The following is a 14,891-nucleotide window of genomic DNA, read 5'->3' as shown; positions in this document are numbered from 1 at the left end:
TTCAGCGTCGTCGCGCGTCATGGAGGGCGCGCCCGCGGATCGAGCAGGTACGTGCTCGATCCGTGCTGCCCAGAAGTGCATCTCCCAAATCGTGGACACTACGCCGCCGCGGCCCGACCGCGGCGGCGTTTTCCTTTCTGCCGGTTGTGCCGCCCGTGTCCGACGCGTTTCCCATCGATCCCCTGCTGCCCGAAATCCTGGCCAGCCTGTCCCGGCAGCCGCGCCTGGTGCTGGAGGCCCCGCCCGGCGCCGGCAAGACCACGCGCGTGCCGTCGGCCCTGCTGGACGCGCCTTGGCTCGAAGGCCGCAAGATCCTGATGCTGGAGCCGCGCCGCATTGCCGCACGCGCGGCCGCGAACTTCATGGCCAGCGCACGCGGTGAACAGCCCGGCGACACCGTCGGCTATCGCATCCGCTTCGAATCCAAGGTCGGCCCGCGCACCCGCATCGAAGTCGTTACCGAGGGCATCCTCACCCGACTGATCCAGGACGACCCGCTGCTCGACGGCATCGGCGCGCTGATTTTCGACGAGTTCCACGAGCGCCATCTCAGCGCCGATCTGGGGCTCGCGCTCGCGATCGAAGTGCAGGCCCAGCTGCGCCCCGACCTGCGCATCGTGGTGATGTCGGCCACGCTCGACGGCGAGCGCCTGGCCAAGACGCTCGACGCCCCACGCCTCACCAGCGCCGGCCGCAGCTATCCGGTGCGCATCGCCTACCCGCCGCGGCAGGGCAATGAGCCGGAAGACGCCCAGTTGAAGCGTGCGGTCGAACTCGCGCTGCGCGAAACCGACGGCGACCTGCTGGTGTTTCTGCCCGGCCTGCGCGAGATCCAGCGCGGCGAGCGCCTGCTGTTCGAATCGGCGCAGGCGGTGAATGCGGAGGTGCTGCCGCTGTACGGCGAGCTGCCGGTGGAGCAGCAGGCCGCCGTGCTGAAGCCCTCCAGCGACGGCCGCCGCCGCATCGTGCTGGCCACCAATGTGGCCGAGAGCAGCGTGACCCTGCCGGGCGTGAAAGCCGTGATCGATTCGGGTTTGGCGCGCGAGCCGCGCTTCGATCCGAACTCCGGCTTCTCGAAGCTGATGACGGTGAACATCTCCCAGGCCTCGGCGGACCAGCGTGCCGGTCGCGCGGGGCGCGTGGCGCCGGGCGTCTGCTACCGCCTGTGGCCGGAGAGCCAGCGCTTGGAGCCTGCACGCCGGCCCGAGCTGATGCAGGTCGAGCTCTCGGGCCTCGTGCTGGAGCTGCGCGCCTGGGGCAGCGACGCGCTGCCCTTCGTCGATGCGCCGCCGCCGGGCGCGCTCGCCCAGGCCGAAGACCTGCTGCGCGCGCTCGGTGCGCTCGATGCCTCTGGCGCGCTCACGCCGCTGGGCCGGCGCATGCTGAAGCTCGGCACGCATCCGCGTCTGGCGGCCATGCTGTGCGCGGCACCCGATGCGCAGGCGCGCGCGCTGGCCTGCGATCTGGTGGCGCTCATCGAAGGCCGCGACGTGCTGCGCGGTGAATCGCGTCGTCGAGAGGACTGGGCCAGCCGCTGGCAGGCCCTGCAGGACTTCCGCGCCCGCCGCGGCGGCCACGACACCGATCGCAGCGCGCTCATGGCCGTGGAGCAGGCCGCGCGCAGCTGGCGGCGACGTCTCGACACCACCGCCGAAGTCGCCAGCGTCTCGCCGCACCGGCTGGGCGAGCTGCTGCTGCACGCCTACCCCGACCGCATCGCGCACGTCCTGCCGAACGACCGCCTGCGCTACGCGCTCAGCAACGGCCGCATGGCCAAGCTGATGTCGGACTCGCCCCTGGTCGGCGAACCCTGGCTCGTCATCAGCGAGCTGCGCGCCGACAGCGGCGATGGCTTGATCCTGCGCGCCACCGGCTTCGACGAAGAGGCGCTTGAACGGGAATTCTCCGAGCGCTTCATCGAGCGCGACGAGGCCGGCTGGGACGAAGCCGCGCGCGCGGTCACTGCCTCGCGCGTGCGCCGCTATGAGCAGATGGTGCTGAGCCGCAAACCGATCGGCAAACCCGACGCCGAACTCTGCGTGCAGGGCCTGATCAGCGGCATCCGTCGTCTGGGCCTGCAGGTGCTGGACTTCAGCGAGGCGCAGCGGCAGTGGCAGCAGCGCGTTGCCCTGCTGCGCGCCCACTGCCCCGAACTGGGCCTGCCCGACCTCAGCGACGAGGCGCTGCTGGCGACACTCGACGCCTGGCTCGGCCCTTACCTCGGCGGCAAGACGCGGCTGTCGCAGATCGACCCCGCCCTGCTCGGCGAAGCGCTGCGCTCGCGCCTCGACCACAGCCAGCGCCAGGCCATCGACCGTCTCGCACCCACGCGCATCACCGTGCCCTCGGGCATGGAGCGCGCCATCGAGTACGTGCCGGAACAGCCTCCGGTGCTGGCGGTGAAACTGCAGGAGCTGTTCGGCCTCGCCGACACGCCTGCAATCGCCGACGGCCGCGTGCGCCTGACCCTGCACCTCTTGAGCCCCGGCGGCCGCCCCATCCAGGTGACCCAGGACCTGCGCGGCTTCTGGGAGCGCACCTATGCCGAGGTCAAGAAAGAGCTGAAGGGCCGCTACCCCAAACACCCTTGGCCCGACGACCCCTGGACCGCACAGGCCACGCATCGGGCGAAGCCAAGGGGGACGTGAGCGGCCCCGCGCGGGATGCGCCCGAAGTGAAGCGCCGCTTTGCGTCCCTCTCCCCTTGTGGAAAGCGTAAACAAGGCGTCGGCTGTCGGTCGTACCCGCCGCACCCTTGAGCCCGAGCGAAGCGAAGTCGGCTTGGGGAGAGGGGGGAGCCTTGCGGCGAGATCCACCGCTCTCCTCCGGCCCCACCTTCGCTTCGCTCGGGCGCATGGGCCTCAAGCTCGCACCCGGGGCCTGAAAGCGAGCCGCCTCGCCCCACACGGGGGAAGGGGAGGATCTGAGCCCGGCGATCTCACCACGCTCAGTCGCGATCGATCGAACTGTGCGTCAGGCGCAGCTCGAATCGGATACGGCCAAAGCGACCGAAGGCGTCATGCTCACGCAGCACCTGCGCCGAACGCCAAGCCGCTGTCGCTCAGGCCAGCGCCTCGATGCTTGCCAATACCTGCGCGTACTCCGCCGCCTTGTCAGGGGCACGCAGCATGCAGGCGATGCAGGCGGCGCGGGCGGCGTTCTTCAGCAGCGCGCTCTGCGATTCCAGGGTGGTCCGGTTGAGTGCGCCTAGCGCGGCCACCGCAGCGCCGGCGCTGACGCGCAGGGCGTGGGCGAAGGCATCGGCATTGTCCAGTGTGGCGGCATTGCTGAAGATCATGGACTGGATGATCTGCTCGTTCAGCCCACTTGCCTCGGCTTGCAGGGTGGCCTGCACCTCGCTGTGCTGGCGTCCGATCGCGGCGACGAGGCTCGGGTCGGACAGCGCGGAGGTGAGCGTGTCCGAGCTGAAGAGGAGCACGACGCCCTGATTGGTGGCGGCCTGGGAAATCGCGTTCATCTGCTGCTGGGCAGACACCGCGTTCTGAAAGGCGATTCCCATGCTGTAGGCCAAGGCTTCGTAGAGCTGGCTGATAGCTGAGGCCGGGGATTCCCCCAAGGTTTTGGTGTTGGCCGGGGTTACGGCATCGGTGACCTGCGGGTTGATGCTGTCCATGAGTGCTCCGTTGGAAGAGGGGGGGCGGCTGAGAAGGGGCCTCGATCAGGTCCAAGGCTGCGCACTTTCGCTCGCTGGATTTCGCAGCACGCGCCTTGCCCTGGCTTGGGTACAGCAGTGCCAAGCCGCGGAGCGCTGTTCGTGCGGCCCGCGCATCACAGCACGCGACAGCAGGAAGGTGAGGCGGCAGGAGATCCGAGCTTGTGGACGAAATGGGACCGACAGCGCGGCGCGGCCGGACGGCTGCGGTCTGCTGGGCGAAGCCCGGCTCACGCGGCCATCTTTGCGCCGGGTCAGGCTTGGCAGTGGAGGCCTGTGTGGGCGGCTCCGCATCCGGAAGGTGGATGCGATGAAGCGCGCGGCCGACCGGCTGGCTGCACCCTCTTGCATGAGGCAGAAGTCTGCGGACGCTCCTCAGCGGCTCGGCGGCTTCCTGAGGTTCGGCAGATGCGATCGCGGAAAGCGGAAATCGCGCCAGCGCGCCCAGGCCAGTGCGCCGAAATACAGCGCGCCGAAGGCGATCACGATGTGCGGGTTCTGAACCCATTCGCCGCCACCTTCGATGCCGAGCTGCGGCTGGATCTCGTGGGTGATGCCAAGCCGCGGCAGCGGCAGGAACAGGGTGGCGAATGCGCCGCTGAGGTAGAGCATGCAGGTCAGGGCCCAGTCGGAATGGCGCTGCCAGCGTGCGTCATCGCTATCGGCCGTGCCGAACAGGCGAACCAGCTTCGCCAGCAACAGCCAGCCGAAGGCGTACACCGGCCACCACTCGCGAAAGGCGAAGGCGAACGCGCCGATGAACAGCGCGTAGAGCAGGCCGAAGCCGAGCAGCACGCGGACCTTGGCCACTCGCCCCGAGCGCGCCTCGACCGTCGCGCCCATCATCGCGGTGGCGTGGATCAGCACGAACTCGACCAGCATCAGCAGCATGGCGTTGCGCACGCCGGCGGCGCCGAAGGCGAAGGGCGAGACCCACAGTGCGAGGAAGACGCCGGCGGTGATCGCGTCGGGCAGGGCGGAGCGCGCGCGCGCCCACTGCGACTTGGGTTCCCTCGACACGGCTTCTCTCAAGCTGCCTTTCGACATCAATCGGTATCTCCGGTCCGTGGCGGGATTCGAGGACGTGCTCTTTCCCATGGATCTGGAGCGCAGGCTGCGCGCGGCTCAGAGCTCACCCACGGCGCCCCTTGAGTGCGGAGCGGCGATCCCAGCCCTACACCGTACCTGCGAATGCATATTCGCCGTACTCGTCCCGCCCGCGCGACATCTTCAATCGCGACCCTCAGGCTTCGCCGCGTTCGCCCTCGGCAACCTCAGCCCGCGCCATTTCGCCCAGGCCAGAAAGCCGAAGTACAGCGCGCCGAACGCGATGCCGGTCTGCGGGGATTCGATCCATTGGCCGCTGCCCGGCAGCCCCAGCGTCGCGACGACATCCGGCTGCAGGCCGAGACGAGGCAGGGGCAGCAGGCTGGTGGCGACCACGCCGCCGAGGTAGGCCATCATGCTGAGCGCCCAGTCGTCCTTGCGCTGCTGACGCGCGGCCTCGCCGCCGTCGGCGCCGAACAGGGTGCGCAGTTTGCCGAGCAGCAGCCAGCCCATCGCCGCCAGCGGCCACCACTGGCCAAAGGCCAGGGCGAAGGCGCCCACCATGCCGAGGTAGAGCGCGCCGAACAGCAGCAGGGCGGGCACCGGGCTGCGGCCGTCGCTGCGGCGCGCTTCCAGCGTGCCGCCCAGCATGGCGCTGGCGTGGATCAGCAGGAACTCGACGATCATCAGCAGCAGGGCGCCGCGCACCGCATCCGGCCCGAGCGCGGTGGGCGCGATCCACAGCAGCAGGAAGCTGGCGCAGGTCACCGCATCGGGGCTGCTGGCCAGCACGCGGGCGGGGAGTGAGGTCGAAGCGCTGGTTCCGGGTTCGATGCGCATGGGGCCGGCCGGGGTGGCGTGTACTGGCGTGTCGCAGAGTGCCAGCCGTGGCGGCGCCCGTCAGCTGCTGGCGACCGCGGGCCGGACCCATGCGCGTGTGGGCCGGCGGATCAGCGCAAGCCTTGGCATGCGATACGGTGCAGCGCGTCGGCAAGCGTCAGGCCCTGGGTTGCGCCGCCTGCGGCGAATGCAGGGCGTGAGCGTGGCGCATCCTTCGCCGCAGGAGGCGGCCGACGGTTGCCTTACATCGTCCGTGCTGGCGATGGGCCCGCCGTGGAGCGTGCGAAGCTCGACCGCGCGCATACGCGTACTTGCGCTTGGGATAGCCGAGTGCGAAGTGGCTTGCGAGCTGGGCATAGGACAGGCAGCGTGCGCGCATGGATGCCGCCACCCGCGCCCGCTACGAGCCGCTCTACCGCGCCACCGACTACTGCGTGGAAGATCCGCGGCTGCGCTGCAGGCTGCGGATCGATGAGCCCTGCGAGGCACTCGCCACCTGGCTGCGCGCACAGGGTCATGGCGGGGCCGTCTTCATCACCGCCTGGAACCCGCACAGCCTGCCGCAGCCTGATCAGCGCAACCGACGCGACATGCGGGCCTTGCAGGGCGCTGTCGAAGCCCTGGGTCTGCCCGCCCTGAAGGCGATCGGTCGAGCGTTCGAGGGGGACTACAGCGAGCCCAGCCTTCTGGTGGCCGGGCTCGGCCTTGATCAGGCGCAGGCCCTGATGCAGCGCTTCGCTCAGAACGCCTGCCTGTGGTTCGACTGTGCCGCGCCGTTGGCGCGCCTGCAGTGGCGCGAGGTGCGCGAACCGGGGCAAGGCTGAAGAAGCCAGCGTTCGCCAGCGGCGTCGGCCAGGCTTCAGCTCGCTGACCAGACCGCCCATTCGTAGCCGTCCGGGTCGAGAAAGTGGAAACGGCGACCGCCGGGAAAGCTGAAAATCGGGTGGCAGATGCGCCCGCCTGCGGCTTCGACCTTTGCCAAGCTGTCCTCAAGCGCCGTCGATGCCAGCACGACCAGCGCGCCGCCCGGCCGAGGCGATGCATGGGCGAAGCCACCGCACAGGCGACCGTCGCGGAATTCGCAGTAGTCGGGCCCGTAGTCCTGGAACGTCCAGCCGAAGGCTTCGCCGAAGAACGCCTTGCACGCGGCGATCGAGGCGACGTTGAACTCGAGATAGTCGATGCGATGGTGGTGTTCGGCAGCGCTCATGGCGGATCTCCGTGGGCAACAGCCTGCAGTCTGAGCCGACCCCCGCAGCCTGTCTTGGCGAAATCGGACATTCAGCGGGACGAGGTCGCCACCAGCAGGGTGGGCGTCAGGCCGGTCAGGCGGCGCGCGTCGCCGGCAAGCTGGGCCGCGTCGTAGTAGCCCGCGTCCAGTGCGGCCTCCAGCAGGGTGGAATGCGTGCGCCGGCGATCGAGAAAGCGCTGCAGCCGCAGGATCCGCGCCAGCAGTTTCGGGCCATAGCCATAGGCTTGCTCGCAGTGCCGCAGCAGCGTGCGTTCGCTGACACCCAAGTCCCGGGCCAACTGCGCAACAGGGGTCGAAGGCGCCGATGACAGTCGCAGGTGGACTGCGCTCAGCCGGTCGGCGCGGTGAGCCGTCTCGGCCAGGATCCGCGCGGCCAGCCAGCCCAGAGCCCCTCGACCGTGCTCGGCCATGCGCTCGGACAGGCGCGCCAGACGAGGAACGTCGAGCTCATGCAGGGCCACACGCTGGTCGGCAAGCGTGTGCAAGGGCACACCCAGCCAGCGCGCTGCCGCGCCGGGCGCAAAGCGCAGGCCTTGCAGGCGCGTGCCCGGTGCCAGCTGCGCGTACTGGGCCTGACGGTCGGGTCCGGCGACCCGAAGCGTGTTGCCATCCCACAGCAGATCGACGCATGCATCCGGCAGCACGAGGACAGGCGTGGCTGAGGTGTCCTGGCGGTAGTCCCAGCGGCACAGCAGCGCCTGCCCCTGCGCGAAGCTCCGCTGCCGGTAGCGTCCGCTCATGCGCGCATCGCTTCAGCGAACGCCGTGCGCCACGCCGCGTCGTACGGCATGGCATCGGTGGTCATCGGGCGTGACCGCAGCGACCTGGGCACGGGCGTCGCCGTTCAGTACCCGGCTGCCTGCCCATCCTTGCGGCTCTCGGACGCGCCGATGTACACGCCCTGTTCGTGATCGCGGGCAATCGCCTGGTAGCCGCCGAAGGGGCCGTTGGCGAACTTGACGCTATGGCCCGCATTCATCAGCGCGCGCACGGTCTCGTAGGGAAAGCCCGTTTCGAGTTCGATCACGCCGCCGTCGGTCATCTGCAGGGCCTGGCCGGTGGGCTCGGTGCTGCCGTCGTGGTGGATGCGCGGCGCGTCGCCGGCCTCCTGCAGGTTCATGCCGAAGTCGACCATGTTGATCACGATCTGCGCATGGCCCTGCGGCTGCATCGCACCGCCCATCAGGCCGAAGCTGACCCAGGGCTTGCCGTCCTTGGTGATGAAGGCCGGGATGATGGTGTGGAAAGGACGCTTGCGTGGCGCGAAGGTATTCGCGTGGCCTTCTTTCAGCACGAACATCTCGCCGCGGTTCTGCAGGATGAAGCCGAGCCCTGGCGGGGTCATGCCCGAGCCCATGCCGCGGTAGTTCGACTGGATCAGCGAGACCATCATGCCGCTCGCATCGGCGGTGGTGAGATAAATGGTGTCGCCCTCGTTGAGCCGCGGATTGCCGGCCTCGACGGTGCGCGCCGCGCGCTGCGGGTTGATCAGGGCGCGGCGTTCGGCGGCGTAGTCCTTGCTGATGAGTTCAGCCACGGGTGCCGGCGCGAACTCGGGGTCGGCGTACCAGCGGGCGCGGTCCTCGAAGGCCAGCTTCTTGGCCTCGGTGAACAGATGCACGTGCTCGAAGCTGCCGAAGCCGAAGGACTTGAGGTCGTAGCCTTCCAGAATGTTCAGGATCTGCAGGGCGGCGATGCCCTGGCCGCTGGGCGGAAGCTCCCACACGTCGTAACCGCGGTAGTTGGTCGACACCGGCTCGACCCATTCGCCGCGGTGCTCGGCAAGATCCTCCACGCTGAGAAAACCGCCCTGGGCCTGCACGTAGTCGGCGATGGTCTTGGCGATATCGCCCTTGTAGAAGCCGTCGCGGCCGCGGCGGGCGATGGTCTCCAGCGTGTTCGCGAGGAAGGGGTTCTTCCACATCTCGCCCTTGCGCGGGGCGCGGCCGTCGAGGGTGAACTGCTCGACGAAGCCCGGGTACTGCGAAAGCGCGGGCACGCTGCGCTCCCAGTAGTAGGCGATGGTCTCGTGCACCGGGTGGCCATTACGCGCGTAGTCGATGGTCGGCTGCAGCAACTCGGGCATGGAGAGCTTACCGAAGCGCTCGTGCAGATCGAACCAGCCGGCGACCGCGCCCGGCACGCTCACCGGCAGCGCCCCGCGCTGCGGGATGTCCTGGTAGCCCTTGTCGATGAACCACTGCAGCGAAAGACTTGCGGGTGAACGACCGTGGCCGTTGTAGCCGTGCAGCTTCTGCGTCTTCGGGTCCCACACGATCGCGAACAGATCGCCGCCGATGCCGTTGCCGGTGGGCTCCATCAGACCGAGTGCGGCATTCGCCGCGATCGCTGCATCCACCGCGGTGCCGCCGGCTTTCATCACGTCCAGCGCGATCTGCGTCGCCAGCGGATGCGAGGTCGCGGCCATGGCGGACGGCGCGATGACCTCCGAGCGCGTGGTGAAGGGCTGGCCGGTGATGCGATCGGCGGCGCTGGCGGGCGTTGCCAGCAGCAGGCTGAGGGACAGGGCGAGCGGGGCGAGCAGCAGACGCATGGCGAGCTCCGGCGGGTGGGCAGGCCCGCGAGTGTGCGCCGCTGTGGTGTGTGCGGCCTGTGGCTTTGGTTGGAGGAGTTGGGAGCGGGGATTGGGGATTGGGGATTCGGAGTCGCGCGGCTCGGCGCTTCGCCCTTCTCCCCACGGGAGAAGGTGGCGCGTAGCGCCGGATGAGGGGCCGTTCGAAGCGCGACGATGCTGGGCGAGTGCCGAGCGCGCGGGTGGAGGCGGAGCGAAGCCACGCTTGAGCCCCTCTCCCCTTGGGAGAGGGGTTGGGGAGCGGGCTGGGTGCCTTGAGCAGTGGGTTTGCTAGAGTTTTTTCTGTGCCTCTAGGCGAGGTTCGCGTCGGCGCTTCGGCCGAACCCTCGCCCCAACCCCACCTCGCTTCGCTCGGGCTCTCGGGGCCATCGGCTGCCACCGGCAGCCGGTCAGCGTCCCCGAACCGCTCCGACGGGAGAGGGGCACGAACCGCGCGACAAACAAGTGCGCGGGCAAGTGGATCGCTGTCGATTGCGTCAGCCGGCAGCACCCGTGCCGGCGGATCGCGCCGCGCCGCGCTCCCCCAATCCCGAATCCCGAATCCCGAATCCCCGCTTCAAGAACACCAGCAGCAGCGAGATCGCGGCCGGCGTCATGCCGGGAATGCGGCTGGCCTGGCCCACGGTTTCGGGTCGCGTCGCGCGCAGCTTCTGCAGCACTTCGGCCGATAGGCCGGAGATGTGTGCGTAATCGAAATCCGCGGGGATCGGCGTGCTCTCGCTGCGGCGCGCGCGTTCGATCTCCTCGCGCTGGCGCTCGACGTAGCCGCTGTAGCGCACCTGCACTTCGATCTGCTCGATGGCTTCGGCGTCGTCGATTCCCGGGCCCAGCGCCCCGACCTGCATCAGCTTCGCGTAGTCGATCTCAGGGCGCTTCAGGAGATCCAGCGCCGGCGTCTCGCGGCTGATCGGCACGTCGAGCTGCTGCGCGATCGCCGCCCCAAGACTGTTGTTCGGCGCGGCCCAGATCGCGGCGAGACGCGCGCTCTCGCGTTCGATCGCCTCGCGCTTGGCGCTGACCCGCGCCCAGCGTGCGTCGTCGACCAGTTTGAGTTCGCGCCCGATTGCCGTGAGCCGCAGGTCGGCATTGTCTTCGCGCAGCTGCAGGCGGTACTCGGCGCGCGAGGTGAACATCCGATAGGGCTCGGGCGCGCCCATGGTGATCAGGTCGTCGATCAGCACGCCGATGTAGGCCTCGTCGCGTCGCGGCGCCCACGGCGCCTCGCCGCGCGCATGGCGGGACGCGTTCAGGCCGGCGATCAGGCCCTGGGCCGCGGCCTCCTCGTAGCCGGTGGTGCCGTTGATCTGGCCGGCGAAGAACAGGCCCTCGATGGCCTTGGTTTCCAGCGAGGCCTTCAGCCCGCGCGGGTCGAAGAAGTCGTACTCGATCGCGTAGCCCGGGCGGGTGATCTCGGCGCGCTCGAAGCCGCGGATCGAGCGCACCAGATCCACCTGCACGTCAAAGGGCAGCGAGGTCGAGATGCCGTTCGGATAGATCTCGTGGGTGTTCAGGCCTTCCGGCTCGACGAAGATCTGGTGCGAGTCGCGCTCGGCGAAGCGCACCACCTTGTCTTCGATCGAAGGGCAGTAGCGCGGGCCGGTGCCTTCGATCTGGCCGGAGTACAGCGGTGAACGATCCAGCGCCCCGCGGATGGTCTCGTGGGTTTGCGGGGTGGTGTGGGTGATCCAGCAGGGCACCTGGCGTGGATGCGAGGCGCGCGAGCCCATGAAGGAGAACACCGGCGCCGGATCGTCGCCGGGCTGGATCTCCATCACCGAGTAGTCGAGCGTGCGGCCGTCGATGCGCGGCGGCGTGCCGGTCTTGAGCCTGCCCACGCCGAGATCCAGCTCGCGCAGCTTCTCGGCCAGGGCAACCGCGGGCGGATCTCCGGCGCGGCCGCCGCTGTACTGCGCGGGGCCGATGTGGATGCGGCCGGCGAGGAAGGTGCCGGCGGTCAGCACCACGGACGGCGCGAAGAAGTCGAGGCCCATCTGCGTGCGCACTCCGATCACGCGCGTGCCTTCGATCAGCAGGTCGTCGACCGCCTGCTGGAACAGGCGCAGGTTCGGCGCGTTCTCCACCGCTTCGCGGATCGCCGCACGATAGAGCATGCGGTCGGCCTGGCAGCGCGTGGCGCGCACTGCCGGGCCCTTGGACGCGTTGAGCGTGCGCCACTGGATGCCGGCGCGATCCGCGGCCCAGGCCATGACGCCGCCGAGCGCATCGACCTCGCGCACCAGATGCCCCTTGCCGATGCCGCCGATCGCTGGATTGCAGCTCATCGCGCCGATGGTCTCGATGCTGTGGCTGAGCAGCAGGGTGCGCGCGCCTGAACGGGCAGAGGCAAGTGCCGCTTCGGTGCCGGCGTGGCCGCCGCCGACGACGATGACATCGAAAGACTTCATGGCGGTGGTCCGGGCGACTCAGCGCATAGCAAAGGAGCGGGGCGTGAATTCTGAGGCCGCGACGACCGTTCTGTCGCGCCGGAACGTGAACGCCCTCGGTCTTGGCACGCAATCTGCTTAGCCCACAGCGCACCCGCGGCGGCTGACCGCAAGGTGGCCGGGTATGGAACAGGGACCGGCCGTGCGCGTTGTGGGGTAGCACGGCGCGCGACCGCGGTCTTTAGGACGCGGTCGCAGCGCCAGCGGCATGGGTCATCCAAGCGCCAGCGGCATAGGTCATCCAGTGGCGAAGCCTCTCCGAGCCCGCGCGACTTCGTCCTGACAGGGCGAAGGCCCAAAACCGTGCGCGAGATCCGGCCTTTCGCGACATCGCGAGTATTCGCCGTGTCGAAACGCAAAGGTAACGCCGAGCAAGAACGCGATGACGCCCGCGTTCCCGCCCGTCAGATCAGAGGAAAGTCGGCGCCCGGCAGTCTTAGGAACAGGGGGAATCCAGGGGACCGTTGGCCCGGGCGCCGATGAGCGTGCAAGAGGGGGAGCGAAGACTTCGCTTCGCGTCAGAACCCGCCCTCAGGCGTCAACGGCTGAGATTCTGCCGCTGCTTCGTCGCGCCGTGCAAGCTTTTTTACAAACCTCTGTGATGCTCATCACCAAAGTTTTTCCAGATGCTCAGAAACACCGCACCAGGAACCGACCCCATGAACGCCATTGAGCACTTCGACATGTCTGAAGACCTGCGCTATCGCCACGACCTGATGGTCGAGCTGTATCGCGTCGAGCAGGCCCAGGAGCAAGCGCGTCAGCGCGCCAGTGCGCCCGAGCTGGAGCGCCTCCAGCGCCAGCAGCGGATGATTCGCGACGCCTTGGCCCGGCTCGCCGCCTGAGCCTCGAATCGCCCCCGGCGCTGACTCCTGCTGGGCGCTGGAGCGCCTGATCCTCATGGCAACGCTCGAGAAATCAGCGTGGACGCCCGAGATGGGCGGGCGCGCTGGCGGATCGAAGGCGCGATGCTGGATCCAGCGGAAGCGAGTCCCCTCACGCGCCTGACGTGAGACCTCGGATCAAGTCCGGGTGAACCTGGTCTGTGTTGTCGCAGGCGACTGCCGCGCCATCGTGTCGGAGCAGGCCGAGCTGTCGGCAGGCTATCTGCCTTGCCTTCCGTGCGTTGAAATCCGCGCCTTCAAGGCAGATCGCCAGGCGCGTGCCTCGCGATCTGCCGTGCCGGGTATCGGATGCTTGCGACGTTTTCTTCTGCAGCGCTAGTCAAACGGCAGCGCTTCCCGCGCGCGCGACTCTTCTCGTTCATCGCGGCCGCCCCCGTCGAACTGCGGCGCCGGCTCGCTGCGCATCTCGCTCGGCTCGCTGCGGAACATCTCCTCGCGTGGGCTTTCGAAGCGCGGCGCCGGTGCATCAAAGCTGCGATCGCCGAAATCCGAGCCGCGGCCGCTGCGCTCCGTGCGGAACTCGCTGCGCGGGGCGGCGGGCTCGAAGCGTTCGGCCGGGGCGTACTCGCGCGGAGGCTCCTGGTACTCGCGGACGGGTAGCGACTCGCGCGGCGCCGGCCGGTACTCCTCAGCCGGCGCGAAGCTGCGTCCGCGAAAGCGGTCGCGCGATTCCGGCATCGCCTGATACACCCGGGCGGGTGCGCTGCGGACCGGGGCCGGGTCGGACTGCGGCCCCGATGGCAGGACGATGCCCTCCACCTCGGCACTCCGGCCTCCGAGCTCACGGCGCCCGCCGCCGAAGGTCCGGGCTGGCGCTGAGCCGATCTCGCGGCGATCCAAGGCGGGCTCAGACCACGACTCGCGGACGGACGCGGCGCGGCCAGGCAGCACGGCCGGCGCTGCGGCGGGCGCCATCCGCGTCGCGCCGCGAGGGCCGTAGTCCGCGCCTCGTGAGGGCGCAGCCCCGGTGCCATACGTGCGCGGCGTCCCACCGCCCAGCCCGGTGGCCATGCCGTCACCGCGCACCGACGCGCGTTCGCGTTCCTCCCAGGCCAGTCGCTCGGCGGCGTTGCGCGCATGGCCAAAGCGCGGCTGGCTGTAGGCCGGCGCGTAGTAGCCGTGGCCGCGGCGGTTGTCGCGATAGTGGAAGCTGTAGCGATCCCAGTCGTAGTAGCTGTCGACCCAGCTGTTGCGGTAAGGCGAGTACCAGTGGCTGTAGCCGAAGGCGATTCGGTAGCCGCTGCTGTAGCCCCAGCGCGGCAGGCTGTGCCCACGCCAGCCGCTGTGGAAGCTGACGCTGAAGTAGTTGCGTGGGAAGTAGGTCACCCCGTAGTGGAAGTCCGGGTACCAGTAGGGGTCGTGGTACCAGCGGTGGAGCGGCCAGAACAGCGAGTAGTAGGCGGAATAGCTGACGTAGTCCGGCGCGTAGTAGCGATAGCCGCCCGAGCCGTAGCGGTAGCCACCGCTGTAGTAGTCGCCGTAGTCGCCGTCGGTCGGGCTGTAGTAGGTGTCGTCGCCGACGTAGTGCGAGTCGCGCACCGGAGTGCCGTCGCGGTAGGTGTAGGTGGGGTAGGTGACGCAGCCGCCAAGCAGCAGCGACAGCGGCAACAGCAGGGCGATCTTCCAGCGGTTCATGGCGCATTCCCCCGAATCAGGACGCACAGGCTGGCGTCCGGCAGCCCGATGCTCGCATGCGGCGCGCATCACGGGCCGAGTCTTGGCGCGGACGGGTGAATTGCCACTGAAGTAAGGCGATGGGACGCGCTGCGGCCGCAGGCCCTAGCGACAAGGCGTGTCTCTGCCACAGCACAGCGTGCGCTTGGGGAGGATGCGGCAGGACCCCGTCGCCTGCGGCGGTCGCCTAGGGTGGGTCTCGACCCACCAGGCGCCCCGCGCTCGCCTCGGCCGTATTCCCGGGCTTCATCGCACGCTTCGCCGCGTGTTCACTCCGCTGCAAGCGTGGCGCGAACGCCGAAGGAGGCCCCGGCGTGGAAGAAGGCAGGATGCCCGGGGTCGAGAAAGGCCGCCCAAAGCAAGGCCTGCACGTCCGCGCCCTGCGCGAGCAACACGCCTCGTGCGCGTCGCCTGCGTCCGGGCGACGCGCAGATGTTTCAAGCGCATGACCGCCCTGTCATAAA

Annotated in this window: 11 protein-coding genes; 3 read left to right on the top strand and 8 right to left on the bottom strand. The window is 69.1% G+C overall.

Going from position 1 to position 14,891, the window contains the following annotated elements; genetic code table 11:
* Window positions 1–155: 155 nt before the first annotated feature.
* Window positions 156–2,648, top strand: coding sequence for an ATP-dependent helicase HrpB (gene hrpB, locus H4O13_14175; GenBank protein MBE5316537.1), 2,493 nt, complete (start codon window positions 156–158; stop codon window positions 2,646–2,648).
* 412 nt (window positions 2,649–3,060) lie between these two features.
* On the opposite strand, the gene H4O13_14170 is transcribed toward hrpB, so the two are convergent.
* The 3 genes from H4O13_14170 to H4O13_14160 form a co-directional block, all read right to left on the bottom strand.
* Window positions 3,061–3,633, bottom strand: a complete 573-nt coding sequence (locus tag H4O13_14170) for a RebB family R body protein (GenBank protein ID MBE5316536.1) — start codon at window positions 3,631–3,633, stop codon at window positions 3,061–3,063.
* A 414-nt stretch (window positions 3,634–4,047) separates the two neighbouring features.
* Window positions 4,048–4,692, bottom strand: a complete 645-nt coding sequence (locus H4O13_14165) for a hypothetical protein (GenBank protein ID MBE5316535.1) — start codon at window positions 4,690–4,692, stop codon at window positions 4,048–4,050.
* A 210-nt stretch (window positions 4,693–4,902) separates the two neighbouring features.
* Window positions 4,903–5,559, bottom strand: coding sequence for a hypothetical protein (locus H4O13_14160; protein MBE5316534.1), 657 nt, complete (start codon window positions 5,557–5,559; stop codon window positions 4,903–4,905).
* A gap of 377 nt (window positions 5,560–5,936) precedes the next feature.
* Between H4O13_14160 and H4O13_14155 the strand changes: the two genes are divergently transcribed.
* Complete coding sequence (locus H4O13_14155; GenBank protein ID MBE5316533.1) at window positions 5,937–6,383, top strand: DUF3293 domain-containing protein; 447 nt, start codon at window positions 5,937–5,939, stop codon at window positions 6,381–6,383.
* A gap of 35 nt (window positions 6,384–6,418) precedes the next feature.
* On the opposite strand, the gene H4O13_14150 is transcribed toward H4O13_14155, so the two are convergent.
* From H4O13_14150 to mnmG, 4 genes are all read right to left on the bottom strand, one after another.
* Window positions 6,419–6,769, bottom strand: a complete 351-nt coding sequence (locus H4O13_14150) for a VOC family protein (protein MBE5316532.1) — start codon at window positions 6,767–6,769, stop codon at window positions 6,419–6,421.
* A 71-nt stretch (window positions 6,770–6,840) separates the two neighbouring features.
* Window positions 6,841–7,551: a helix-turn-helix domain-containing protein gene (locus tag H4O13_14145; GenBank protein ID MBE5316531.1), complete on the bottom strand. Its 711-nt coding sequence runs from the start codon at window positions 7,549–7,551 to the stop codon at window positions 6,841–6,843.
* Between the two features lie 104 nt (window positions 7,552–7,655).
* Entirely contained in the window at window positions 7,656–9,365 is a 1,710-nt protein-coding gene (gene ggt / locus H4O13_14140) for a gamma-glutamyltransferase (GenBank protein ID MBE5316530.1), read from the bottom strand.
* 515 nt (window positions 9,366–9,880) lie between these two features.
* Window positions 9,881–11,809, bottom strand: coding sequence for a tRNA uridine-5-carboxymethylaminomethyl(34) synthesis enzyme MnmG (gene mnmG / locus H4O13_14135; GenBank protein MBE5316529.1), 1,929 nt, complete (start codon window positions 11,807–11,809; stop codon window positions 9,881–9,883).
* A gap of 698 nt (window positions 11,810–12,507) precedes the next feature.
* On the opposite strand from mnmG, the gene H4O13_14130 reads away from it, so the two are divergent.
* A complete protein-coding gene (locus H4O13_14130; protein ID MBE5316528.1) occupies window positions 12,508–12,693 on the top strand; it encodes a hypothetical protein in 186 nt (61 codons plus the stop codon).
* A gap of 375 nt (window positions 12,694–13,068) precedes the next feature.
* Here H4O13_14130 and H4O13_14125 read toward each other — a convergent pair whose 3' ends face one another.
* On the bottom strand, window positions 13,069–14,388 hold the full coding sequence (locus H4O13_14125) for a hypothetical protein (GenBank protein ID MBE5316527.1): 1,320 nt from the start codon (window positions 14,386–14,388) through the stop codon (window positions 13,069–13,071).
* Between the last annotated feature and the right edge of the window lie 503 nt (window positions 14,389–14,891).

Source organism: Lysobacterales bacterium, assembly GCA_014946745.1.
Taxonomy (GTDB): domain Bacteria; phylum Pseudomonadota; class Gammaproteobacteria; order Xanthomonadales; family Xanthomonadaceae; genus Aquimonas.
The sequence above is the reverse complement of the archived record's forward strand: the minus strand, read 5'-3'. Positions and strand labels throughout refer to the sequence as shown.